The sequence below is a fragment of the Butyrivibrio sp. genome (genome assembly GCF_017635265.1).
Taxonomy (GTDB): domain Bacteria; phylum Bacillota; class Clostridia; order Lachnospirales; family Lachnospiraceae; genus Butyrivibrio.
This window is the reverse complement of sequence record NZ_JAGBLU010000138.1, coordinates 57,053-81,312: the sequence shown is the minus strand read 5'-3', so window position 1 is coordinate 81,312 and position 24,260 is coordinate 57,053. Positions and strand designations below refer to the sequence as shown.

Below are 24,260 nucleotides of genomic sequence, written 5' to 3'. Positions count from 1 at the left end.
AAGGGATGGTAAGAAAATGATAGCATTAGGTAGTGACCACGGTGGATTTGAACTAAAAGAGGCTGTAAAGAAGCATCTTCAGGAGAGAGGACTTGAGTTTAAAGATTTTGGAACTTATGATCTTAACTCATGTGATTATCCTGAATTTGGAAGGGCAGCAGCTGAGGCTGTTGCAAGCGGAGAATGTGACAGAGGAATTGTAATCTGTACAACCGGAATAGGCATTTCAATAGTAGCCAACAAGGTAAAGGGAATACGATGTGCTCTTTGCTCTGAGAAAACATCAGCAAGACTTACAAGGGAGCACAATGATGCCAACATGCTTGCTATGGGTGGCGGAATGATTGGAACTGTTCAGGCACTTGAAATTGTTGATACATTTTTGGACACACCTTTTTCAGAGATGGAAAAGCACAGTCGCAGAATATCAAAAATAGAAAAATAATTACAACCAGGTTAGGAGGATTATATGGGAAAAGTAGTTATTATGGATCATCCACTTATTCAGCATAAAATAGGAATGATCAGGAGAGTAGAAACAGGTACAAAGGACTTTAGACAGACTATAAGTGAAATAGCAATGCTTATCTGCTATGAAGCTACCAGAGATCTTAATCTTAAAGATGTTGAGATAGAGACACCTATATGCAAAACAACTGTAAAGGAACTTAAGGGAAGAAAGCTTTGCGTAGTTCCTATTTTAAGAGCAGGTCTTGGCATGGTTGACGGAATGCTCGCACTTATTCCTGCAGCTAAAGTTGGGCACATCGGACTTTACAGAGATCCTGAGACACTTAAGCCTGTAGAGTACTATTGCAAAATGCCTGCAGATATTTCAGAAAGAGAGATATTTGTAGTTGATCCTATGCTTGCAACAGGAGGATCATCAGTTGCAGCTATTCAGATGCTTAAAGACAGAGGATGCAGCCATATTCATTTCATGTGTATCATTGCTGCACCGGAAGGACTTAAGGCTATGCAGGAAGCACACCCGGATGTAGATATTTACGTTGGTTCTCTCGATGAGAAACTCAACGAGCACGGCTACATCGTACCTGGTTTAGGAGACGCTGGAGACCGCATCTTCGGAACAAAGTGAGCGATAAGCGGGAAAAAGTTCAAATGATTTCAAGCTTGCTTGAGTAATCATTTGAATTTGAGACCGCAACGTACATGAGGAAGTAGTACGATAGTACGGATTCCGAATGTACGTAGGATTGCGCGAACGAAGTGGAGCAATCCGTATTATCGCGGTAGCATGTCGAGAGCGAAGCGTAGACATGCGTATTTTGTTACCAACGCTAGTATTCAAGGAGGACGCATGAAAAGAGAGGATTACATATCCTGGGATGAGTATTTTATGGGGGTTGCAAAGCTTGCGGCACTCAGATCCAAAGATCCTAATACTCAGGTGGGAAGCTGTATTGTAAGTGAAGACAACAATATATTGTCCATGGGATATAACGGATTCCCTAAGGGCTGCTCTGATGAGGATTTCCCATGGGAGCGCGACGGCGAGGATGAGTTATCAACTAAATATCCTTTTGTTACTCACAGTGAGCTTAATGCGATCTTGAATTACAAGGGTGGAAACCTGGTTGGTTCCAAGATTTATGTATCTCTTTTTCCATGTAACGAGTGTGCCAAGGCAATTATCCAGGCAGGCATAAAAACAGTAGTTTATGATAGTGATAAATATAGTTCATCAGCATCTACAAAGGCTTCAAAGAAGATGTTTGATGCAGCAGGGGTGAGGTACTATCAATATCAGCCTAGTGGAAGAAGCATAAAAATTACAATTTAAAAAGAAGGCATGAAAAGACGAGGGGATTGGGGAGTTACAACTAAATATAGAAAGCATTTTTTAATAATTGCATTGACCGTATTTGCTTTTTTTCTGGGGACAGCTTTTTTTCCTATTGAAACCCACGCTACTGAATCAACCAAAAAGCAGCTTGAAGAAGCAAAGGAAAAAAAACAACAATCTCAGGACGAGCTTGATAATACTAAAGATGATATAGCTGAGATGAATGAAGAGAAGTCTTCTCTTCAGGGACAACTTAATTCTTTGAATAATCAGCTCAGCGAGGTCAGCAGCAATCTGGAAGAAATAGAAGAGCAGATTGATGTCAAAGAAACAGAAATTGAAAATACGCTTGCAGAACTTGAAGCGGCCAGAAATACAGAAGCTGAACAGTATGCTTCTATGAAAAAAAGAGTTCAGTTTATATATGAAAAACAGAACTTTGTTTTTTTCGATATGATTCTTAGCTCAGGAAGCTTTGCGGACTTTCTCAATCAGAATCACTTTATAGAAGAGCTTTCGGCGTACGATAAGAGAAAGTTTGAAGAATATATTCAGACAAGAAAACTTATTGAGGAAAAGGAAGCAGCTCTTGAGGAGGAAATGGACCAGCTTGAGGAGTATCAGGTTAAAGAGCAGGCGGAGCAGAGCAGGGTTTCAGGGCTTGTAAGTCAGACTTCGGGAACTATTAAGCAGTATGCTAATGATATTTCTGATGCTGAGTCCAAGGCAGAGGAGCTTGAAGCGCAGATCAAAGCACAGGAAGCTGATATTAAGGCCCTGGAAGCAAAACTTGCGGAGGAAATGAGATTATCAAAACTGGCTGCAGCCTCAAAATGGAGAGATATTTCGGAAGTTACATTTGCAGAAGGTGACAGATATCTTCTGGCAAATCTGATTTATTGCGAGGCAGGTTCAGAGCCTTATGAAGGAAAGGTTGCGGTAGGTGCTGTAGTTATAAACAGAGTGTTAAGTTCTGTTTATCCGGATACTGTGGTAGGGGTAATCTACCAGAACAAACAGTTTTCACCGGTTGCAAGCGGAAGACTTGCACTTGCACTTGCTGAGGGTAAAGCCACAGCCGCATGCTATCAGGCAGCGGATGAAGCTATGACAGGATATTCCAATGTAGGAAACTGCGTATATTTTAGAACACCGATACCGGGGCTTTCAGGAATAAATATAGGTGGTCATGTCTTTTATTGATCATTATTTACAATTATTTTTTCAATAGGACCTACTAGGGACTCGATGCCATTATCGTATATTTCATTAAGGAGTCTGTTCAATGTGAGCAGACTCTTTTTAAGAAGAACTTCATCAATGAGGCGTTTTTCAAAAGCTTCAGAGAGTTCATCGAGGTCCACAACTTTGATAAGCCCGTTAGGATAAACTTTAACATCGGCCAACAGGTCGATTACCAGAAGCCTATTGGTTTCTTTATCATAGTCATAGGTAATAATATCACAATACCAGCATAACAAAGAGCCATCATCTTTGAGAAATTTGCTGACTTTGTAACCGCGATCAAGATAATAACATGAATATCCGCTAGATAAGTCGCACCTTTTGCGTATGGTGCTCCATTTAGTAACAATGAAAGAATCGGTTTGCTCCAGAATAATGTCATCCTTAAGCTCAAGACATTCGTCCGGAATGAAACGTTTGCGATAAAGAACGGGATTTTCCATAAGGGAACCTCCTTTTGGAAAAATCTTACTATTATATAAAATGAAAGTCAATTATGCGAGATAATTTAGTTAGAATAACGATAATAAAAATCATATATGCCATAGTGGTATTTGTAGTTGCTGTATTTATTCTAGGAAAGCTTTCAAATGGTGACAATGCAGATATGACAGCCAAAATGCAACCTGCAACGCTTCCGGTTGTTACGCTTGTTACTGATGAAGGCGCCGTAAATCCGCTTCATGGTTATCTTTCTGCTGTTGATGTCAATTACATTAGAGGATCGGTTTTGCCGACTGATCAAGACAGAAAATTTTCTTTTAATATAAATACCTATGGCAATAAGGTCTGGGATTTAGGTTTTGAACTTAGAAGTATTGATGGTTCAAGGCTTATAGAAAACACGCAGATAGTAGATTATGCTGAAAACGGCGATGTAATATCAGGTGATATACAGTTAAAAGACCTTATTACCACTGATACAGAGTATATGCTTGTCCTCGTTATGCAGACAGAGAGCGGCACAGCAAAGTATTATACAAGAGTTGTGTGGCCTGAAGATGGCAGCAAATACAATTTGGATGAGTGCCTTGACTTTGTGCTTGGCTTTTCCGAGGCCACATTCAGCAAAACAGCAGCAAAAGAATATTCGAAATATCTTGAGTCTAATTCAGAGGGGGATAATACAACCTTTAATAAGGTAGATATTCACAGTAGTTTTAATCAGGTAACATGGGGAGATCTTAATATCACAGCTCACACAACTCCGGATGTTTATGTTACTGATATACATTCTCAAACAGCCAGTTTTGAACTTCAGTACAGAGTTTCGATTAAAGATGGGACAATCAACAGAACCTACAATGTAGTTGAAGACTATCGTGTCAGGTATACGTCTGACAGACTGTACCTTTTAAATTTTGAGAGATCAATGAATTATATATTTGATTCAGGTTCATACTCCATCACTCAAAACGGTATTTATCTTGGCATCGAAGATCCTGAAATTGAGTTTAAAGAAAGTGACAGCGGAAGTGTATTTGCATTTGTAAGCGAGAATCGCCTGTTTGTTTTTAACAATTCTGAGAGTAAGCTGGCTTATGTTTTTGGCTTCTATGATAGTGATAATGATGATATAAGAACAAGGTGGAACAAGAATCTTATTAAGATTTTGAATATTGATGAAGCCGGAAATGTTAAGTTCGCTGTGGCCGGTTATATGAACAGGGGACTTCATGAGGGCGAAGTTGGAATTGCCGTATATGATTACAACATTTCTTTGAATGCTGTAGAAGAGCAAGTATTTATTAACAGTAGCAGTTCAGCTGAAATACTTATGAGTTATTTCGATCGACTGGCCTATGCAAGTAACAACGAAATGTTCTACTGTATGCTGGATCAGAACATATACGAGATAGATCTTATAGAGAAAACGGGAAGTTCTGTGGTTGATGATATAGGAAACGGGCAGTATAAAATATCTGAGTCCGAAAATGTTATCTCATGGCAGAATGACGATTTTAAGAGTCTTCATGTTATGAACCTGAATACCAGAGCTACTTCGGAGATTACTGCAGAGGACGGAGACTACATTATTCTTTTGGGCTTTATGGGGGAAGATTTAATATATGGACTTGTTCATGAGAGCGATGTCCTAAATGATCAGATAGGCAACCCTATTTATGCTATGTATAGTCTTAGGATTGAAGATAGTGAAGGAAATCTTTTGGAGAAATACAGCCCCGATGGAATATATATTACGGGAGTAACTGTCAATGGCAATCAGCTAAAGATGACAAGAGTTGTCAAGGACGAAGAAGGAACAGGGTATATAAGTACTTATGATGATCAGATCATGAACACACTTGAGGTCGAAAGTGGCAATAATACAGTTGATGTGTCATCAGTAGATGTATTTGAAAAGATTGTTCAGATTACTACCAAATCAGAGATCAAAACAAAACAGCTTCGAGTTCTTACACCGAATCAGACTCTTTTTGAGGGAGACAGAGATGTTGAGCTTGCAATTGAGAGAGATACGGAAAAGAATCCTCTTTACTATGCGTATGGACTTGACGGATCTGTTCGTATATATGCAAATCCTGCAAGTGCTATATTGGATGCTAATGATGCACCGGGCGTAGTTACTTCAGACAATAATGAATACATCTGGATCAAAGGAAACCTTTTAAGGTCCAATCAGATTATGGCCATAACAAGAATGGGTGAAAGTTATGAGAATATGACATCTCAAAACCCGGTGGCAGTATGCCTGGATCTGGTGCTGCAGTTTAAGGGGACGAACAGAGACGTTGAAGCATTATTGGAAAATGGAATGGGGGTTGAACAGATTCTTGAGAACTCACTGACTCAGGCCAGAGTTCTTGATCTGGATGGATGTCCGTTATCAACAGTTTTGTATTATGTGAATCAGGATATACCTGTGATATGTCTTTTAAATAATGGGGAAGCAATGCTTGTAATTGGATTTAATGAGCTTAATACAGTTCTTATGGATCCAAGTACCGGCACAGTTTATAAATATGGAATGAATGACTCGGCTCAGTTATTTGAAAATAACGGCAATCATTTTATTACCTATATTACGGAGGGTTAAACAATGAAAATTTTTGATTATAACAGGGTAAAAGATCCGGAGTTTTTTAAGGAGAATGTTATACCGGCGCATTCAGATCATGTGGCTTATGCTTCTGATGATGAACTTGAGGCCGGAGTAAGCTCACTTAAAATGTCTCTTAACGGACTTTGGAAATTCCATTATGCCAAGAATTACAGAGCGACAATAGATGGTTTTGAAAAAGAAGAATATGACTGCAATTTTTGGGATGATATACATGTTCCTGCTCATATGCAGATGGAAGGCTATGATATTCCTGCATATATCAATGTTCAGTATCCATGGGATGGGCATGAGGACATAGAGCTTGGAGAGATTCCGGAGGAGTTTAATCCGGTTGGAAGCTATGTTAAGTATCTTGAAGTGCCTTTTGATTGGAGCGGAAAAGAAATCCATGTAATATTTGAGGGTGTTGAAAGCGGATATGCTCTTTGGCTTAACGGAAGGTATGTTGGATATAGCGCTGATACATTTACTCCATCAGAGTTTGATCTCACACCATTTATAAAGCAGGGTGTGAACAAGATGGCAGTTCAGGTTTATAAATGGACTTCAGGAAGCTGGATGGAGGATCAGGATTTCTTTAGATTTTCAGGAATATACAGAAATGTATTTTTACAGCTTGTACCGGCAGTACATCTAAATGACCTTAAGGTCAGAACAATCTTAAACGAAGATTTTACAGAAGCTGAACTTGAAGTTACCCTTAAGCTTAATAAGGCAGCAGGAACAACAGAGTATGTACTTCTTAGAAACAATCATCCTGTTGTAAAGGGGAGTGTTTCCAATAAAGAAGAAGTTGTGATATCTGAAAAAGTCCAGAGCCCGGTTTTATGGAGCGCTGAAGATCCACAGCTCTATCAGCTTCTTTTGCATATCAAAGGCGAAAATGGGGAAGACCTCGAAGTAATTCGTCAAAACGTAGGTTTTAGGCGCTTTGAGATGAAGAACGGAATCATGCTTATCAACGGAAAGCGCATTGTATTCAGAGGCGTTAACAGGCATGAGTTCTCTTGTGACAGCGGAAGAGTAGTGTCAGATGAGGATACTCTTTTAGATATTCTCACTATGAAAAAGAATAATATAAATGCCATAAGAACCAGCCATTATCAGAATTCATCCAAGATTTACGAACTCTGTGATATTTATGGACTTTATATGATCGCAGAAAATAACATGGAGACTCACGGAAGCTGGTCTGCTGCATCAAGTCAGGAAGCTGCAATAGCAGGCGCAATACCGGGCAGCAGGGATAACTGCATGGATGTAATGCTCGACAGAATTAATACCACATATCAGCTCGATAAGAACCATCCATCAGTACTTATTTGGTCTATTGGTAATGAGTCCCACGGTGGAAAAGTGCCTTTCGAGATGAGTCAGCTCTTTAGAAAACTTGATCCGGACAGACTTGTTCATTATGAAGGCGTTTGTCACGACAGAACCTACAATGACACAAGCGATATGGAAAGCCAGATGTATCCTTCAGTTGCAAGCATTGAGAAATTCCTTAAGGAACATCCTGATAAGCCGTTTATCTGCTGCGAGTACACACATGCTATGGCCAATTCTAACGGCGGCATGTTCAAATACACGGACCTTGCTGACAGGGAAGAAAGGTACCAGGGAGGCTTTATTTGGGACTATGTGGATCAGTCAATCAGAAGCCGCAACTGCTTTGGCGAAGAGTATCAGGCATATGGTGGTGATCACGGAGAAAGACCTACTGACTTTAACTTCTCAGGAAACGGAATAGTAGACGGTCAGAGGAAAGAATATGCTAAGATGCAGGAGGTTAAATTCAACTACCAGAGCATCAAAGTGTATGTAGAAAAAGATAAGGTGAAGGTTGTAAACAAGAATCTTTTCACCAATACAAGTGAGTACACATGTGTAGCTGTTCTTGAAAGAAACGGCAAAAAGCTAATGGAGAGATTCATTGCTACAGCTGTAGAGCCTTTAGATGAAAAGACCTATGATCTTCCGGAAGCAATTGTAAATAAGATGTCTGTTTTCGGAACTGAACCATATGACGAAAATGGTCCTTTCCCGGTTGATGAATATGTGGTTACAGTTTCATTCAGACTTCGCGATGATACAAGCTGGGCAAATAGAGGTCATGAAGTTGCGTTTGGACAGGGAGTATTTAGAAATTCTGCTTCTACATATATTTCCTGCGCAAAGATAAAGGTTATCAAGGGATCTTTCAATATAGGAGTTAAAGGAAATCATTTCTCAGTTCTTTTCTCAAGAGACCATGGACTTGTATCTTATAATTATGCAGGAAAAGAAATGTTGGAATCTATTCCAAGACCAAACTTCTGGAGAGCGCCTGTTGATAACGACAACGGAAACAGAATGCCTCAGAGATATGCTCAGTGGAAGATTGCAAGCAGCTATATGACTCACTATCCGATAGTTGAGGACAGCACAGGTTACGTAAACGGTTCAGAGGAAGAGAGAAAGACATATCCTGTAATAAAGGAAGAGGAAAACAGCGTAAGCTTAACTTACAGATTTTTCCTTCCTACAACGCCTGCTTCATCTGTAGACGTGACTTATACAGTAACAGGTGATGGAAGAGTATGGGTAAAAGAAGATTATGAACCTGTAAAGGGACTTACTCCAATGCCTGAATATGGCATGATGTTCAGAATAAGTCCTGAGTACAAATTTGTTGAATACTATGGAAATGGGCCTGAGGAGAACTACTGCGACAGAAATAAGGGCGCAAAGCTTGGTGTGTTCAAGACTTCTACAACAGATGCCATGGAGAGCTATCTTGTTCCACAGGAAACTGGTAACAGAACAGATGTAAGATGGGCCAAGGTTATAGACAGAAAAGGAAGAGGACTTTTGTTTGAAGCTCCAATGACTATGAATTTCAGTGCGCTTCCATACACACCTGACGAGTTGGAGGCAGCAAAGCACCCTTATGAGCTTCCAAGAGTATTTAAGACTATCGTAAGATGCAGCCTTGTTCAGATGGGAATTGCAGGAGACGATAGCTGGGGAGCAAGAACTCATGAAGAGTTCCTTCTTCCAAACGATAAGAAACTTTCATTTGTAATGTCATTTAAAGGAATTTGATGATAACTGGGGCAAAAGTATGAGACCCTAAAATCATTTGATCAAAGGAGGAAATGAAAAATGGAACCGGTTAACAGCATTGATGCAGAGGACGATCAGTTTGCGTACAGATATGACACACAGCTTTTGATCGATAGAAGAGATGAGGATCTTGATGAGGATGAGATCGCAGATTATATCACAACTCACATTGAGGGGAACTCCCTTATTGCGGCAGGAGATGAGGATCTTGTTAAGATTCATTTTCATACCAATGAACCTTGGAAGGTCCTTGAATACTGCAATTCAATAGGTGAGATCTACGATATCGTTGTTGAGGATATGATCCGCCAGTCAGCAGGACTTCAGGGATAAGTTGTTAATGTCTCTTGGCAAGAAGAGATGTGTAGTATTTACAGATAGCAAATACTGGCTTGAGGTTACATTCAGTTGAAACAACTGATAAATCGTGCATGAATAAAAGTAGGAGAGAAGGCTATGAACGAGAACATTGTTAAGAGAAACGAATTGTTGGCACAAAAGGTTATCAAGGGGCTTGAATCCAGAAACATGACAGGCTACTATGCAGCTACCAAAGAGGAAGCGCTTAAGAAGGCACTTGAGCTTATTCCTGAAGGCAGCAGCGTATCTATGGGCGGAGCAATGAGCGCTCATGAGATAGGTCTCGTAGAAGCAGTGAAAAAAGGCAACTACAACTTTATTGACAGAGATGCCATGGAAGATAAGCGCGCAGCGATGCTTGCTGCTTATGATGCGGATTATTTCCTTGTAAGTGCCAATGCTATGACAGAAGATGGTGTCATTGTAAATATCGATGGCAATTCAAACCGCGTTTCTGCAATAGCCCAGGGCCCTAAGCATGTTCTTTTCATAGTTGGAATGAACAAGATATGTGATGATGTTGATGGAGCTATGAAGCGTGCAAGAAACGTAGCAGCACCTATCAACGCACAGCGTTTTGGCCTTTCTACTCCCTGCGCCAAGACAGGTTCATGCATGAATTGTAAATCTCCTGATACAATTTGCTGCCAGTTTTTGATTACACGTTTTTCAAGACACAAGGACCGCATCCATGTGATCCTTGTTAATGACAATTTGGGATTCTGAAAACTATAAATTGTGGAAAAGCCAGATAAAAAAGTAAGGAAATGTGGATATGCCAGTTAACGATATTAAAGCCGTGATATTTGATATGGATGGTACGCTTACTGATACGGAGAAGTATTATCAGATAGCATGGCCAAAAGCTTTTGCACATTTTGGATATGAAGCCCCAAAGGATTTTGCCCTTGAACTAAGATCCCTTGGAAGACCTTTTGCTCCCAGGAGGTTTAAGGAAGTATTTGGAGAAGATTTCGATTACGCAAAGGTGAGAGAGTATAGAAAAGGACTTGTTGAAGAACTCATAAAAGAGCAGGGGATTCCTCTAAAGCCCGGCGCCAAAGAGATATTGTCATGGCTTCGAGAACATGGAATCCTGACAGCCCTTGCCACAGCCAATGAATATCCAAGAGCAGAGCGATATCTTAAGAAAATCGACCTGTTTGACTACTTCGACAAGATAATCTGCGCCAACATGGTTGAGCTTGGTAAACCCGCTCCCGACATTTATGCCTATGCCTGCAATGAACTGGGCCTTTCGCCAGAGGAAACCTTCGCTGTAGAAGACTCACCAAACGGCGTAAACAGTGCGTACTCCGCAGGCTGCAACGTCATCATGATCCCCGACCTCACAGAACCTGACGAAGAACTTCGTGGAAAACTATACGCAAGACTAGATCGACTTGTGGATATTAAGAGTCTTTTTCTTAACTCATAAATAGTAAGACGCTTAATAGTGCGACCTTGATTCCTTGCAGAATATCTAAAACGTGGATTCAAGAAAGCAGTGGAAATGGGGCAAGTGTAGCTGGCTCGATTTAGAGTTTTTGGAATAATTTATGAAATGAAAAAAGAAGGTTCAAAGACCTGTTCTGAATAACATGAAAGGTCTTTGGGCCTTCTTTTTGAGTTTCAATAAATTACCAAAAAATCTATCAGAGAGCCGGATGCACTTGCCCCATTTCCACTGCTTTCTTGTTCACAATTTAGATTTTTTTCTCAGCTTCAAGGCTAGCACGAAGCTCTCCGCTGTTGTAGCGCTCAATGATATTGTTGATACGTTCAACAGGATTAAGAAGGTCGCTGATAGAAGCGTCGTGGTTAAGTGTATCAATAAGGTAGGCGATATACTTGCTCATATCGCAGCTGATATACCATTCACGTGAAAGAAGCTCAGGTGTCTGGTAAACAAGGTTGGTTGTAAATACTCTGTCGATGATTCCTTCTTCATAAGCCTTGTCGAATATATCCAAACCGCTTGTAAATAATCCAAATGTTGAGAATGCGTAAATTCTCGCAGCTTTGCGTTGTTTAAGTGCTCTTGCCACATCAAGCATGCTCTCACCTGATGAAATCATATCATCAACAATGATAACGGATTTACCTTCTACACTTGTTCCAAGGAATTCGTGAGAAACAATTGGATTACGTCCATTAACTACCTGTGTATAATCACGTCTCTTATAGAACATTCCTACATCAAGACCAAGTACACTTGCAAGATAGATGGCTCTTCCCATTCCGCCTTCATCCGGGCTTATTACCATCATGTGGTCAGAATCAATCTTAAGATCCCATATATTGCGAAGAAGTGCTTTTATAAATTGATATGTTGTGCGAACTGTTTCGAAGCCGTTAAGTGGAATGGCGTTTTGAACTCTGGGATCATGTGCATCAAAGGTGATGATATTATCAACACCCATTTTGACAAGTTCCTGAAGAGCGATAGCGCAGTCAAGAGACTCTCTTGAGCTTCTTTTGTGCTGACGGGACTCATAGAGGAATGGCATGATTACAGTGATTCTTCTTGCCTTACCGCCTACTGCTGCAATGATTCTTTTTAAATCCTGATAGTGATCATCAGGAGACATATGATTTTCTTGTCCGAAAAGAGAATAGGTCTGTGAATAGTTACATACATCTACAAGAAGATAAAGGTCATCTCCTCGTACGGAAGTTTTAATAACTCCTTTTGCTTCACCGGTTCCGAATCTTGGAACCTCAGCCTCTAAGATATAAGAAGGACGCTCATAGCCTGTAAATGCAAGGCTACCTTTATGTTCGTTCTCTCTTTCTGCTCTCCATTTTACGAGATAGTAATCGACTTTCTCTGCAAGGGACTGAACTCCCTTAAGTGGAATAATTCCCAGAGATCCTACAGGAATAGTCTCCAGATTACGTTTCTCTTCTCTTTTTGGCATTACTGAAAATCCTCGCTTTCTTTTCTTGCAATTTTCTTTATTTTTCTGATATCCTGACCTGAAAGTTTCAGGAGTCTGAAATTACTTGTTATCCTTGAAAAAATTCTGTCAGAGTAAGTGTTTTGCAATTGTTCAAGAGAAAGATTTGTGGTAATGATCGTCGCTTTTTTTCTGTTGTCGCGTTCGTTGAGACAGGAGAAAAGCTCGGAAGCCACAAAACTATTTGTACGTTCTGTACCAAGATCGTCGATGATCAGTAGTTCACAATTGTACAAATCCTCATAGATCCCCCTAAGTTCCCCCTTATTTTTGTAGTCAAATGAATTCTCAGCCAGTAGTTCAAATAATCCGGTCGAGCTAAAATATATTACAGAATGGCCTTTTTTAAGAAGCTCATTGGCAATACATATCGAAAGGAAAGATTTGCCAGTACCAACTGTACCATAAATAAAAAGATTTTGGTAGTCAGAACAAAAATTATTTATAAATTCTTCAGCAGCTTTGACTGCACCGCGGAATTTTATCAGATCCTCACCTTGATAGTATCTATCGGTTAAAAGCTTAAAATTAGCACTTTTTGTGAGCATTCTGAGATTGGATTTATCATAAAGAGTTTCAATTATTTTCTGTTTGAAACAGTGACATTTTTCATTGCCGATATAACCGGTGTCTTTGCAATCCTGACAGGTGTAACCCATATCAAGGTAGTCTGAAGAAAAACCTGCTTCAGTTAAAAGAATGAGTTTTTGTCTTGCAAGTTCTTCAAGCTCTCGTCTAAGAACAGACCGGTCCAGACGTTCTCCTGAAAGAAGCCTTTTGCCAAAAGCTACGCTGGCAGAAGCTGTTTCGTCTTCAAGCTCTTTATAGCCTTCAACAGTTTCGTAAACGTATCGCTGTCTGTCTTCTAATTCCTGTCTGTGAAGAGCACGCCGCTCTTCATATTCATGCATGATTTCATCATACTGAGCATTAGTTAGTGCCATGGTTTGTCCTCCAATAAGGCTTTGCATGTACTATTCAGTCAGCAGCCAGCACTGTGCTGCGGGCTGCGTGAGAAGGTGATTCAAGTGGCAATTTTGCTCATTGAGAAGTGATTTAATTGCAAAATTGCAGTATTACTGGTCAGGAACTGAACAGCAATCTTTGCACAATACAGCCCTGTACGTGCTTCAGGGAAGGCCTTGGCCGCCGCCGAACCAAAAGTACAGGGCTAAATTTTTGCAGTTCTTATCTGATTCCCCAATCAGGTAAGAGCTATTCCGGTTACCGGGCTGTTTTGTATAGTAACCTTAGTTGTCCAGAAGTTGTTTCTCAAGCTCGGCAAAATCATATGTATTTTGCTGAAACTGATTAAAACGGTTCTGGCTTCCGCTTGGGCGAATATATGATTCGTCAAAGCGGCTTTTAGTAGTGATGGATGATACGGAAGCCTTAGATCTTTTTTTCTTGAGATCTGCGGTAAAGTCGGCATCCAGTCTGGCAATATCCTCCCTTGAACTTGCTTTCTTTTCATGCCAGCTGCGAAGAATGCTGTCGCAATACTTCAAACGGTTTTTTTGAGTCGCCATAACAGTGCGGTCACAGGCTTCCATAATAATATCCATCGAAAATCCCAACTCCCCAAGCCAGGAACTGATGAAGTTTCCTTCTTTCTCAGTTGGGCTGTTTTCCATACCCAGGGCCTTCATGATACCGATTACATTCGGATCATGCTTATAGATTTCCGCGTGAGCCTGCTTTGGCGTCTTGATGCCTTCCTGACTCCAGTTTATAGCCACCTTTTCTACATATCTGAAATCAGCTTTATGATTATCGACGCAATATTGCATCAGATAGTCCAATAAATCATCTGAGAATTTAAGCTCATCATGAATATAGTAAAGCGTAAGCGCTTCTGTAGAAGTGAGAGGTCTTCCGAAATATTGCTCTGCAAGGAATACAATTCCTGCGCCTTCTTCTTCTTTGAAAGCGCGAAGCTCAGCGGCAGAGTATTTAGGCTTTGCCGGAGCTTTTTTTACTTCCCCTGCAATGTGTTCATCAGCAGCAATTTTACTGATCACAGGCTCACTGACAGTATGCTCACGAATATCCGGAAGAGGTCTTAAAACAGTATCGTTCTTTCTTCTGCCGAAATTAGTCTTAGGATTAATGTCCTCCATATGAATTCCGGTAAGATTACCTGAACCGTCATATTCAAGTGTGATAAGCTCTTTCTTTTCCCAGTATTTAAGTGCTCTTATGACATCTTTTTCTGTATGATTAAATTTATCTGCAAGTGCCGAAACGCTGGTAGGCAGGTTGGCACTCATCATACGCAGTAAAAAGAGGTAGATCTTAATCTGCGCATCATTTGCGTCTTGCATGTACTCGTCAATAAAAATATTGGAAACATTCGTAGAATCCTCCCCTAAATTATGACTGATTGTTACTCGCCCCATCATGTTATATTTTCACCTCAAGTTTAGTTACGAAGTTCAAAGATGCATTCATTTATTTGGTGCTCTCTTTCGAACAATTCAAATCTTAACACACAAATATCTTAAATGATATGGGAAAAAGTAACGAAGAAATCCAGCACTGGTGCGCATTTGGGGAATTGAGCCAATTGTGTGGACAATGTGGATAATGTGGATTAAATTATAAAAAAAATATAAAATAGCCAATCCATCAGTAAATAATGGATTGGCTGTTTTCCACCGGAAATTGTTTATACTTTTTTTATAAAAAAAGTGGATATGTGGATAAGTATCATTTACCAAGGAGTTCGTCGCCTATTTTAACAACATCACCGGCACCCATGGTTATCAACAAATCTCCTTTAGTGCAATTTTGCAAAAGGAACTTTTCTATCTCACTAAAGTTTTCAAAAGTTGGCAAATACATACATTCATGACCAAGATCTTTTATCTTGTCGCATAGCGTACGTGAGCTTATTCCCAGATTATCGGTCTCTCTTGCGGCGTAGATATCTGCCAAAACAACGTGATCAGCCAGAGAAAGAGCATCGGCAAATTCGTTCAAAAGAGCTTTTGTTCTGGTATAAGTGTGAGGCTGGAAAACACACCAGATTTTTCTGTGTGGATAGTTCTGTGCAGCTGTAAGTGTGGCCTTTATCTCTGTTGGATGATGGGCATAGTCATCAATAATAGTGATGCCGTGAACTTCGCCCTTATACTCAAATCTTCTGCTTGTTCCACCGAAAAGTGAGAGAGCAGTAGTGATGTGAGTGCTGTCTACATTTAATATAGTAGAAACTGCAATAGCTGCAAGGGCATTGTATACATTGTGAACGCCGGGAACAGCTAGCTTTATATCAAGCACAGAGCCGTCTTTTAAATGTGCTTTAAAAGAGGCGTTGCCGTGATCATCATAAGTAATGTCTGTTGGATAATAGTCAAAAGCGTCTGTGGAGCCGTAGGTAATAATTGAGCATTTAAGCTCATCCGTGATATATGAAACATTATCTATGTCACCGTTGATAACAAGAGTTCCGTCTTCAGGTAAAAGCTTAGCAAACTTTCTAAAGGAATGTCTGATATCATCAAGGTCCTTAAAGAAGTCAAGATGATCTGCATCTATATTGGTAATGATGCTGATTTTAGGGAAAAAGCTCAAAAAGCTGTTTGTATATTCGCAGGCTTCTGTAACAAAATATTCTGATTTACCAACACGGATGTTGCCCCCAATATCCTTAAATACGCCGCCGATTGAAAGAGTAGGGTCAGTATCTGCTTCCAAAAGAATCTTGGAGAGCATTGAAGTAGTTGTTGTTTTTCCATGTGTTCCTGCAACTGCAACAGGAAGATCATAATTAGTCATGATCTGGCCAAGAAGTTCAGCTCTGGTGAGCATTGGAATGCCGGCCTCTTTTGCTGCCATAAATTCAGGGTTATCGGGATGAACTGCGGCAGTGTACACAACTACGTCGATTGGTGAGCAGTCTGTTATATTTTCAGCTTTTTGTCCATATATAATGTTTGCACCTTGAGCAGAAAGTTTTTCTGTCATTTCGGATTTTTTGTTGTCCGAGCCCGAAACCTTAAAGCCCCTTTCTATTAATATATGGGCAAGACCACTCATAGATATTCCACCGATGCCCATAAAGTAAACATGTGCGGGTTTATCAAAATTAATTTTGTACATAAAATCCTCGATTCATGAATGTTTTTTTGACATAACAAATTATATTTAAGAAATCTGTAATAGCTACAAATTAATATGATATAACGCAATATATTCTAACACTTATTCTATCAAAGTCAAAAAACTATTCCCGCAATCGATTAAGCTAAATCTAATCTTAATAATCTTAATAAAAGAGATAAATAGAGTGTTTTTAATATTTATTTATGTTATACTTTTATATAAGAAAAAAGCGGTTTTCTGTGGCATGTCATTCGGCATGCCTGGTGTATCAAAGTCACGTTCTTGTGACTACAAAATGCAACGAGGTGGAACATGATAAAAAAAGAAATGATCGCCATGCTGCTGGCAGGGGGCCAGGGCAGCAGATTGGGAGTGTTAACTGCCAAGATGGCAAAGCCTGCAGTTTCATTTGGGGGAAAATACAGAATCATCGATTTCCCACTTAGTAACTGCATCAATTCTGGAGTGGACACTGTGGGAGTTCTTACACAGTATCGTCCCCTAAGACTTAATTCTCACATTGGTATAGGTATCCCGTGGGACCTAGACCGTAATTTTGGTGGAGTAACGGTACTCCCTCCTTACGAGAAGAGTTCTAATAGTGAATGGTATACCGGTACAGCCAATGCTATTTACCAGAACCTTGAATATATGGAGAACTACAATCCGGATTATGTTTTGATCCTTTCAGGTGATCATATATATAAGATGGATTATGAAACGATGCTTGATTTCCACAAGGCAAGTCATGCGGATGCTACAATTGCAGTTATGCCTGTTCCTATGGAGGAGGCCAGCAGATTCGGTATTATGATTACCGATGAAAACAAGAAGATTGTAGACTTTGAGGAAAAGCCTGAACATCCACGCAGTAATCTTGCTTCTATGGGTATCTATATTTTTTCATGGAAAGCTTTAAGAGAAGCTCTTATTGCTAACAAAGATCAGGCAGGTCTTGATTTTGGTAAGCATATTATTCCTTATTGCAAAGAACAGGGGCAGGCTCTTTATGCATATGAGTTTGATGGATACTGGAAAGATGTAGGAACGCTTACATCTTACTGGCAGGCAAACATGGAGCTAATTGATATAGTTCCTGAGTTCAATCTTTATGAAGAGTATTGGAAAATTTATACTGCAAGTGATGTTCAGCCACCACAGTATCTCGGATCTGACAGCGCAATTGAGCGCAGTATCGTAGGTGAAGGCTGTGAAATTTACGGTAAGGTTTATAACTCAGTTATAGGTCCCGGCGTAAAAATTGGAAAAGATACAGTTGTAAGTCACTCTATTATTATGAATGAAACAGAGATTGGTGAAGGCTGCAACATAGAAAAAGGTATCGTTGCCGAGAAGGTTAAGATTGGAAACAATGTAAGGATCGGAGCCTTCGAGGAAAAAGAAAATGAGACTAAGCCAAACATTTACTGTGAAGGTCTCTGCACTATCGGTGAGAAATCTGTTATTCCAAATGATGTAACAATCGGTAAGAATATTATGATTTCGGGAATTACTACTGCTGAGGATTACCCGGGCGGTGTCCTTGACAGCGGCAGAACATTAGATAAGGCAGGTGATTGACATGAGAGCGATTGGCATTATTTTAGCAGGTGGTAGCAGTAGCAGAATGCAGGAGCTCTCCAAGAAAAGAGCGGTTTGCGCTATGCCTGTAGCAGGTTTTTACAGAAGTATTGATTTTGCACTGAGTAATATGACAAACTCTCATATTCAGACAGTTGCAGTATTTACACAGTACAATGCAGGGAGCCTTAATTCACACCTTAGTTCATCAAAATGGTGGGATTTTGGACGTAAGCAGGGTGGTCTTTATGTATTTACTCCTGCAGTAAAGGCATCAGGAAATCTCTGGTACAGAGGTACAGCAGATGCAATTGCACAGAACCTTGATTTTTTAAGAAGCTGCCATGAGCCATATGTTATCATCACTTCCGGTGACTGTGTATATAAGATGGACTATGCTAAGCTTTTAGAGTACCACATTCAGAAGCAGGCAGATATTACTGTAGTATGTAAGGATATGCCTGCAGATATTGATACTGAGAGATTCGGAACCATCAGAATGAATGAGGAGAGTCGAATCGAAGAGTTCGAAGAGAAGCCTGTAGTATCAAGATCAAACACCATTTCGTGTGGTATCTATGTAATAAGAAGACGTCAGCTTATCGAACTCATTGAAAGAGCTGAAGAAGAAGAGAGATACGATTTCGTTAGAGATATTCTTGTAAGATATAAGGATATGAAACGAATCTATGGATACAAGATAAAAGAGTATTGGAACAATATCGCTTCAGTTGAGGATTATTACAGAACCAATATGGATTTCCTCAAGCCTGAAGTAAGACGGTATTTCTTCCGTGAGTATCCGGGTATCTACACAAAGGTTGTCGATCTTCCGCCTGCAAAATACAACGTGGGAGTTAACGTTAAAAACAGCCTTATATCCAGTGGATGTATTATCAACGGTGCAATAGAAGATTCCGTTATTTTCAAGGGGGCATTTGTCGGAAACAACTGTTACATCAAGAATTCAATCATCCTAAATGATGTATATATCGGCGATAATTCTCATATAGAGAACTGCATCGTTGAAAGCCATGGAACAATTCAGGCCAATTCTTACTACAAAGAAGAAAACGGCATAAAGATTGTAGTTGAGAATAATGAAAGATATGTATTGTAATTTTCTACATACATAAACACTGTTATGACCGAGAGGGGGTACATGATGAAAATAACAGACGTAAGGGTAAGGAAAGTCACAAAGCAGGGAAAAATGCGTGCAGTAGTATCAGTTACTTTTGACAATGAATTTGTGGTTCATGATATAAAAGTAATTGAGGGAGAAAGAGGATTGTTTATTGCGATGCCCAGCAAGAAGTCAACTGATGGCGAGTATCGCGACATTGCTCATCCAATCAATTCAGATACACGTAAGATTTTGCAGGACACAATTCTCGATGCTTACGACAAGGCAGCAGTAGATGAAACAGCAGATGATGATAGCATCTGATGCTTCATTCAGGGATTGACCGGTAACTCATCCGATAGAGAATCTCATGTGTGTTACTTGTTCAACCGCAATAAAAATGGTATAGTGAATAAAATTAAATGGGGCTTAAGGTACATTATGTACTAAGCCCCATTTATTTCGGTGGGGAAAAGAGTGATGAAAATGCTGGGGATTTTTAGGAAATTATTTGGAAAAAAAGAAGAGGAAACGGGAAGAATGTTTGTAATTGCGGGACTTGGAAACCCAGAAAAGAAATATTTTGAAACCAGACATAATGTGGGCTTTGCTACAATAGACGCCCTTTCAGATAAATATGGAATTGAACTTACGGAAACCAAGTTTAAGGCAGCATTTGGAAAAGGAAGGATTGGAGGAGAGAGAGTCATCCTTGTAAAGCCTCTTACTTATATGAATCTAAGTGGAGAGGCTATAAGACCGATATGCGATTATTTTAAGGTTGATACCAAGGAAGAGCTGATTGTCATATCCGATGATGTGGAACTTGATGTGGGAAATATAAGAGTCAGACCCAAGGGTAGTGCAGGTGGACACAATGGACTTAAGAACATTATCGCTCAGCTTGGACACAGTGATTTTAAGCGTGTCAGAGTGGGTGTCGGCAGGAAGCCGAAAGAGTACGATATGGTTGACTGGGTACTTGGTCACTTTGATGGCGAGGATCGGACATCCATAAAAGAAGGAATAGATTTAGCAGCAGCTGCAGTTGTTGAGATTATGGAAAATGGCGTAGACAGCGCCATGAACAGATTTAACGGTAAAAATAAATGAGAGCGATCACAACTCCTTTACATGAGTTAACTGAATTTGAAGAAATCAATAAGTATCTTGAAAAGCCCTTTGCATGTGCAGAAGTGACCGGATGCGTTGATTCCCAGAAACTGCACTTTATTGATAGCCTTGGCGCTGATTTTAAGTACAAGATTATAGTGACTTATTCCGATCTTCGGGCAAAAGAAATTTATGAGGATTACAAGTTTTATGACAAGAATGTCACTGTGTACCCTGCAAAAGACCTTATCTTTTATCAGGCAGATGTGCACAGTAACGAGATTGTAAGGCAGAGAATAAGATGCATGAGAAGACTTATTGAGGGAAGACCTGTTACTGTGGTCACAACCTTTTCTGCTCTTATGGCTCCACAGATAAAGCCTGAGATCATAAAAGAAAACATTCTTTCAATAGACAGGCATAAGCCCGTTGATGAGACCGATATTACCAGGAAACTTGTAACTATGGGATATATGAGGAACTATCAGGTTGAAGGTCCCGGCGAGTTTTCTGTTCGTGGTGATATAATTGATGTCTTTGACCTGACAGAGGAAAATCCTTACCGAATCGAACTTTGGGGAGATGAGATCCAGTCAATCAGAAGCTTTGACATTCTGTCTCAGAGATCACTTGAGAAGCTTGAATCAATAGAGATATATCCTGCATCCGAAATTATTTTGGATGAAGACAAGCTGCAGGAAGGAATGGACAAGATACAGGAAGAGACTGACAGATGTGTCGAGATGCTTCGTTCAGAGTTTAAGACCAAAGAGGCTCATCAGTTAAAAACTCAGACCGAGGAACTTAAGGAACAGCTTTTTGAACTAAAGACAACAGTTAACCTTGAAAGCTACATAAGATATTTCTATGAAGATACAGTTACAATCCAGGAGATGTTTCCCAAGGGCAAGAGCTGTATATTTATTGACGAGCCCGGAAGAGTGGCTGAGCATGCGATGGCAGTGGAGGCTGAATTCAGGGAGAGCATGACTCACAGGGCTGAAAAAGGATATGTTCTTCAGGGGCAGATGGACCTTTTGTATGGAACTGACAACTGTGTCAGCAGAATGGCAAATGGAAGAAGAGTTATTATGTCTTCACTTCCTGTTCCGAAGAGTCAGAATATCTTTTCACCGGAAAAAAGCTGGGATATTAAGGCAAGGAGCGTAGCGCCATATAACAATAGCTTTGAGTCACTGGTAAAAGACTTAAAGGCTTATGTTAAACAGGGCTATAGAGTGCTTATTTTGTCCGGCTCCCGAACAAGAGCAAAAAGAATCGTCGATGACCTTAGAGATAATCTGGTATCTGCATTTTACAGTGAGGATCCGGGCAGGGTTCTGAAACCCGGTGAAATAATGACTTATTACGGCAGGATATTAAAGGGGTTTGAGTATCCTGATATTAAGTTCGCTGTAATAGCAGAGTCTGACATTTTTACTGAGCATACCAAGAAAAGGAAAAAGAAAAAAAGTACCTATAAGGGCGAGAAAATTTCAGATTTTGCGGATCTTAAAATTGGCGATTACGTGGTTCATGAGGATCACGGACTTGGAATATACAGAGGTATTGAAAAGATAGAGACAGACCATGTGGTCAAGGATTATATAAAAGTTGAGTACGGAGATGGTGGAAATCTCTACATTTTGGCAACAGGTCTTTCTGTCATTCAAAAGTATGCATCAGGTGGAGACGACAATGAATTGTCTCATAAGCCCAAGCTTAACAAGCTAGGAAGCGGTGATTGGAGCCACACCAAAGCAAAGGTCAAGGCAGCGGTTGAGGAAGTTGCTCAGGATCTGGTTGAGCTCTATGCAAAGCGTCAGCAGGCCCTTGGTTATCAGTTTGGAAAAGACACGGTTTGGCAGCAGGAGTTTGAAGATGCCTTTCCTTATCAGGAAACTGAAGATCAGCTCACAGCCATCGAGGATACTAAAAGAGATATGGAGTCCACCAAGACCATGGACAGGCTTGTATGTGGTGATGTTGGCTTTGGAAAAACCGAGATTGCAATAAGAGCGGCGTTTAAGGCTGTTCAGGACGGTAAACAGGTTGCAGTTCTGGTTCCTACAACAATTCTGGCTCAGCAGCACTACAACACATTTTCGGAGAGAATGCGTAACTTCCCTGTAAGAGTGGATCTTATGTCAAGATTCAGAACTGCAGCGGAACAAAAAAAGACAGTACAGGACCTTCAAAAAGGCCTTGTAGATATTGTTATCGGAACTCACAGACTCTTATCAAAAGATGTGAAATACAAGGATCTTGGACTTCTTATTGTGGATGAGGAGCAGCGATTTGGTGTAACACACAAAGAAAAGCTTAAGACATTGAAAGAAAATATTGACGTTCTTACTCTTTCAGCTACTCCCATTCCGAGAACCCTTCATATGTCCCTTGTGGGAATCAGAGAAATGAGTGTTCTTGAAGAAGCACCCAATGACAGAATGCCTATCCAAACCTATGTTATGGAGTACAATGATGAATTGGTAAGAGAGGCTATTGTCCGTGAGCTTTCAAGGAACGGACAGGTTTACTATGTATATAACAGAGTAAGCACTATTGCAGATGTGGCAGCACAAATACAAAAGCTTGTTCCTGAAGCCAATGTGGCATTTGCACATGGACAAATGAAAGAGTCTGAGCTTGAAAGAATCATGTATGACTTCATTGACGGAACTATTGATGTGCTTGTATCGACAACAATCATAGAGACAGGTCTTGATATTCCAAATGTTAACACCATGATAATTCATGATTCAGACAAGATGGGACTTTCACAGCTATATCAGTTAAGAGGAAGGGTTGGTCGCTCCAACAGGACTGCGTATGCTTTCCTTATGTATAAACGTGATAAGATGCTAAAAGAAGTAGCTGAAAAGCGTCTTTCTGCTATCAGAGAGTTCACAGATTTAGGAAGCGGATTTAAGATTGCCATGCGTGACCTTGAGATTAGAGGTGCAGGAAGTCTTTTGGGCAGAAAACAGTCGGGACACATGCAGGCTGTAGGATATGACCTTTACTGCAAGATGCTTGGGGAAGCTGTCAGGATAAAGAAAGGTGACAGCAGCGATGATGAGCTTTTAAATGCTATCAATACCAGCATTGACCTTGATGTGGATGCTTTTATCCCAAATGAATATATTCTCAATGAAGAGCAGAAGCTTGAGATATACAAGAGAATAGCAACTTTGGAAAATCAGTCAGAATGTGACGATATGAGAGATGAATTGATCGATAGATTCGGCGAAGTGCCGCAGCCGGCTGATAACCTTCTTAGAATCTCTCTTTTGCGTTCAAAGGCGCATGCACTATACATTCCGGAAATCAAAGGTGGAAATGGAACGATAGAGTTTAAGATAAACCCTAATGCCAAAATAGATGCAGGCAAGATTCCCGGATTTATAGCTTCCTACAAAGGAAACATGGCTTTCCACAGCGCAGGAATTCCGGTATTTGTCTATAAATACCAAAAGGACGGCAATCCAGCTAAGGCTGCGCAGAAACTCCTTGAAGATGCAGAGGAGATTGTGGAAAAGATGAAAGCACTTGTACGTGACTAACAAAATCACAAGAAGATATACTTTCTTGTAAACGGACGCAGCCGAGCTGAAAGTGCAGGTATAGCTCTGTTCACTCTGATATTTTTCAATGTGATAAATTGGACATAAAACACCCACAAAAGCCTTGTTTCATACTTATTCAGAACACAAGTCTTTTGTGGGTTTATTTATATCCATTTATCATCATTTCAAAATAAATCGTTCACAT

At 40.1% G+C, this 24,260-nt stretch carries 19 protein-coding genes; 14 read left to right on the top strand and 5 right to left on the bottom strand.

Annotation, left to right across the window (positions count from 1 at the left end; translation table 11 throughout):
* The first annotated feature begins 16 nt into the window (after positions 1-16).
* The 4 genes from rpiB to J6O61_RS17880 all read left to right on the top strand — a co-directional run bounded on the left by rpiB (position 17) and on the right by J6O61_RS17880 (position 3,010).
* Positions 17-445, top strand: a complete 429-nt coding sequence (gene rpiB / locus J6O61_RS17895; RefSeq protein WP_292215674.1) for a ribose 5-phosphate isomerase B — start codon at positions 17-19, stop codon at positions 443-445.
* 24 nt (positions 446-469) lie between these two features.
* Entirely contained in the window at positions 470-1,099 is a 630-nt protein-coding gene (upp, locus tag J6O61_RS17890) for a uracil phosphoribosyltransferase (RefSeq protein ID WP_292215673.1), read from the top strand.
* Between the two features lie 222 nt (positions 1,100-1,321).
* Complete coding sequence (locus J6O61_RS17885) at positions 1,322-1,804, top strand: deoxycytidylate deaminase (protein ID WP_292215672.1); 483 nt, start codon at positions 1,322-1,324, stop codon at positions 1,802-1,804.
* 9 nt (positions 1,805-1,813) lie between these two features.
* Complete coding sequence (locus J6O61_RS17880) at positions 1,814-3,010, top strand: cell wall hydrolase (protein ID WP_292215671.1); 1,197 nt, start codon at positions 1,814-1,816, stop codon at positions 3,008-3,010.
* On the opposite strand, the gene J6O61_RS17875 is transcribed toward J6O61_RS17880, so the two are convergent.
* Positions 3,004-3,495: a DUF402 domain-containing protein gene (locus J6O61_RS17875; protein WP_292215670.1), complete on the bottom strand. Its 492-nt coding sequence runs from the start codon at positions 3,493-3,495 to the stop codon at positions 3,004-3,006. The genes J6O61_RS17880 and J6O61_RS17875 overlap by 7 nt on opposite strands.
* 53 nt (positions 3,496-3,548) lie before the next feature.
* On the opposite strand from J6O61_RS17875, the gene J6O61_RS17870 reads away from it, so the two are divergent.
* From J6O61_RS17870 to J6O61_RS17850, 5 genes are all read left to right on the top strand, one after another.
* Positions 3,549-6,110: a hypothetical protein gene (locus J6O61_RS17870; protein ID WP_292215669.1), complete on the top strand. Its 2,562-nt coding sequence runs from the start codon at positions 3,549-3,551 to the stop codon at positions 6,108-6,110.
* Between the two features lie 3 nt (positions 6,111-6,113).
* Positions 6,114-9,221, top strand: coding sequence for a glycoside hydrolase family 2 TIM barrel-domain containing protein (locus J6O61_RS17865; protein WP_292215668.1), 3,108 nt, complete (start codon positions 6,114-6,116; stop codon positions 9,219-9,221).
* 60 nt (positions 9,222-9,281) lie between these two features.
* Positions 9,282-9,575 (top strand): hypothetical protein, encoded by a 294-nt coding sequence (locus J6O61_RS17860; RefSeq protein ID WP_292215667.1) that lies wholly within the window; start codon positions 9,282-9,284, stop codon positions 9,573-9,575.
* Positions 9,576-9,698: 123 nt separating this feature from the next.
* Positions 9,699-10,328 (top strand): lactate utilization protein, encoded by a 630-nt coding sequence (locus tag J6O61_RS17855; protein ID WP_022775230.1) that lies wholly within the window; start codon positions 9,699-9,701, stop codon positions 10,326-10,328.
* Positions 10,329-10,377: 49 nt separating this feature from the next.
* Positions 10,378-11,040 (top strand): HAD family hydrolase, encoded by a 663-nt coding sequence (locus J6O61_RS17850; protein WP_292215666.1) that lies wholly within the window; start codon positions 10,378-10,380, stop codon positions 11,038-11,040.
* 268 nt (positions 11,041-11,308) lie between these two features.
* Here J6O61_RS17850 and J6O61_RS17845 read toward each other — a convergent pair whose 3' ends face one another.
* The 4 genes from J6O61_RS17845 to murC all read right to left on the bottom strand — a co-directional run bounded on the left by J6O61_RS17845 (position 11,309) and on the right by murC (position 16,666).
* On the bottom strand, positions 11,309-12,523 hold the full coding sequence (locus J6O61_RS17845) for a ribose-phosphate pyrophosphokinase (RefSeq protein ID WP_292215665.1): 1,215 nt from the start codon (positions 12,521-12,523) through the stop codon (positions 11,309-11,311).
* Complete coding sequence (locus J6O61_RS17840) at positions 12,523-13,506, bottom strand: ATP-binding protein (protein ID WP_292215664.1); 984 nt, start codon at positions 13,504-13,506, stop codon at positions 12,523-12,525. Before J6O61_RS17840 ends, J6O61_RS17845 begins: the two co-directional genes overlap by 1 nt.
* Positions 13,507-13,812: 306 nt before the next feature.
* Positions 13,813-14,964 carry a DnaD domain protein gene (locus J6O61_RS17835; protein ID WP_292215663.1) on the bottom strand — a complete coding sequence of 384 codons (1,152 nt, stop codon included), beginning with the start codon at positions 14,962-14,964 and terminating at the stop codon, positions 13,813-13,815.
* A 307-nt stretch (positions 14,965-15,271) separates the two neighbouring features.
* The gene (murC, locus tag J6O61_RS17830) at positions 15,272-16,666 is read right to left on the bottom strand and encodes a UDP-N-acetylmuramate--L-alanine ligase (RefSeq protein WP_292215662.1); all 1,395 of its coding nucleotides are present in this window, start codon (positions 16,664-16,666) and stop codon (positions 15,272-15,274) included.
* A 315-nt stretch (positions 16,667-16,981) separates the two neighbouring features.
* On the opposite strand from murC, the gene J6O61_RS17825 reads away from it, so the two are divergent.
* The 5 genes from J6O61_RS17825 (at position 16,982) to mfd (ending at position 24,052) form a co-directional block, all read left to right on the top strand.
* Positions 16,982-18,250: a glucose-1-phosphate adenylyltransferase gene (locus tag J6O61_RS17825; protein ID WP_292215661.1), complete on the top strand. Its 1,269-nt coding sequence runs from the start codon at positions 16,982-16,984 to the stop codon at positions 18,248-18,250.
* Between the two features lies 1 nt (position 18,251).
* A complete protein-coding gene (glgD, locus tag J6O61_RS17820) occupies positions 18,252-19,370 on the top strand; it encodes a glucose-1-phosphate adenylyltransferase subunit GlgD (RefSeq protein ID WP_292215660.1) in 1,119 nt (372 codons plus the stop codon).
* A gap of 45 nt (positions 19,371-19,415) precedes the next feature.
* On the top strand, positions 19,416-19,700 hold the full coding sequence (spoVG, locus tag J6O61_RS17815; protein ID WP_292215681.1) for a septation regulator SpoVG: 285 nt from the start codon (positions 19,416-19,418) through the stop codon (positions 19,698-19,700).
* Between the two features lie 156 nt (positions 19,701-19,856).
* The gene (gene pth, locus J6O61_RS17810) at positions 19,857-20,489 is read left to right on the top strand and encodes an aminoacyl-tRNA hydrolase (RefSeq protein ID WP_292215659.1); all 633 of its coding nucleotides are present in this window, start codon (positions 19,857-19,859) and stop codon (positions 20,487-20,489) included.
* Positions 20,486-24,052 carry a transcription-repair coupling factor gene (mfd, locus tag J6O61_RS17805; protein ID WP_292215658.1) on the top strand — a complete coding sequence of 1,189 codons (3,567 nt, stop codon included), beginning with the start codon at positions 20,486-20,488 and terminating at the stop codon, positions 24,050-24,052. The genes pth and mfd overlap by 4 nt, the downstream gene beginning before the upstream one ends.
* Positions 24,053-24,260 lie beyond the last annotated feature (208 nt).

Excerpts from the sequence above, each read along its gene's own strand:
- J6O61_RS17880 (WP_292215671.1), top strand. The coding sequence starts at position 1,814 with ATGAAAAGACGAGGGGATTGGGGAGTTACAACTAAATATAGAAAGCAT.
- J6O61_RS17855 (WP_022775230.1), top strand. The coding sequence starts at position 9,699 with ATGAACGAGAACATTGTTAAGAGAAACGAATTGTTGGCACAAAAGGTT.
- spoVG (WP_292215681.1), top strand. The coding sequence starts at position 19,416 with ATGAAAATAACAGACGTAAGGGTAAGGAAAGTCACAAAGCAGGGAAAA.
- J6O61_RS17835 (WP_292215663.1), bottom strand. The coding sequence starts at position 14,964 with ATGATGGGGCGAGTAACAATCAGTCATAATTTAGGGGAGGATTCTACG.
- pth (WP_292215659.1), top strand. The coding sequence starts at position 19,857 with ATGAAAATGCTGGGGATTTTTAGGAAATTATTTGGAAAAAAAGAAGAG.
- J6O61_RS17865 (WP_292215668.1), top strand. The coding sequence starts at position 6,114 with ATGAAAATTTTTGATTATAACAGGGTAAAAGATCCGGAGTTTTTTAAG.
- J6O61_RS17845 (WP_292215665.1), bottom strand. The coding sequence starts at position 12,523 with ATGCCAAAAAGAGAAGAGAAACGTAATCTGGAGACTATTCCTGTAGGA.
- murC (WP_292215662.1), bottom strand. The coding sequence starts at position 16,666 with ATGTACAAAATTAATTTTGATAAACCCGCACATGTTTACTTTATGGGC.
- upp (WP_292215673.1), top strand. The coding sequence starts at position 470 with ATGGGAAAAGTAGTTATTATGGATCATCCACTTATTCAGCATAAAATA.
- rpiB (WP_292215674.1), top strand. The coding sequence starts at position 17 with ATGATAGCATTAGGTAGTGACCACGGTGGATTTGAACTAAAAGAGGCT.
- J6O61_RS17885 (WP_292215672.1), top strand. The coding sequence starts at position 1,322 with ATGAAAAGAGAGGATTACATATCCTGGGATGAGTATTTTATGGGGGTT.
- J6O61_RS17875 (WP_292215670.1), bottom strand. The coding sequence starts at position 3,495 with ATGGAAAATCCCGTTCTTTATCGCAAACGTTTCATTCCGGACGAATGT.
- mfd (WP_292215658.1), top strand. The coding sequence starts at position 20,486 with ATGAGAGCGATCACAACTCCTTTACATGAGTTAACTGAATTTGAAGAA.
- J6O61_RS17840 (WP_292215664.1), bottom strand. The coding sequence starts at position 13,506 with ATGGCACTAACTAATGCTCAGTATGATGAAATCATGCATGAATATGAA.
- J6O61_RS17825 (WP_292215661.1), top strand. The coding sequence starts at position 16,982 with ATGATAAAAAAAGAAATGATCGCCATGCTGCTGGCAGGGGGCCAGGGC.
- J6O61_RS17860 (WP_292215667.1), top strand. The coding sequence starts at position 9,282 with ATGGAACCGGTTAACAGCATTGATGCAGAGGACGATCAGTTTGCGTAC.
- J6O61_RS17870 (WP_292215669.1), top strand. The coding sequence starts at position 3,549 with ATGCGAGATAATTTAGTTAGAATAACGATAATAAAAATCATATATGCC.
- J6O61_RS17850 (WP_292215666.1), top strand. The coding sequence starts at position 10,378 with ATGCCAGTTAACGATATTAAAGCCGTGATATTTGATATGGATGGTACG.
- glgD (WP_292215660.1), top strand. The coding sequence starts at position 18,252 with ATGAGAGCGATTGGCATTATTTTAGCAGGTGGTAGCAGTAGCAGAATG.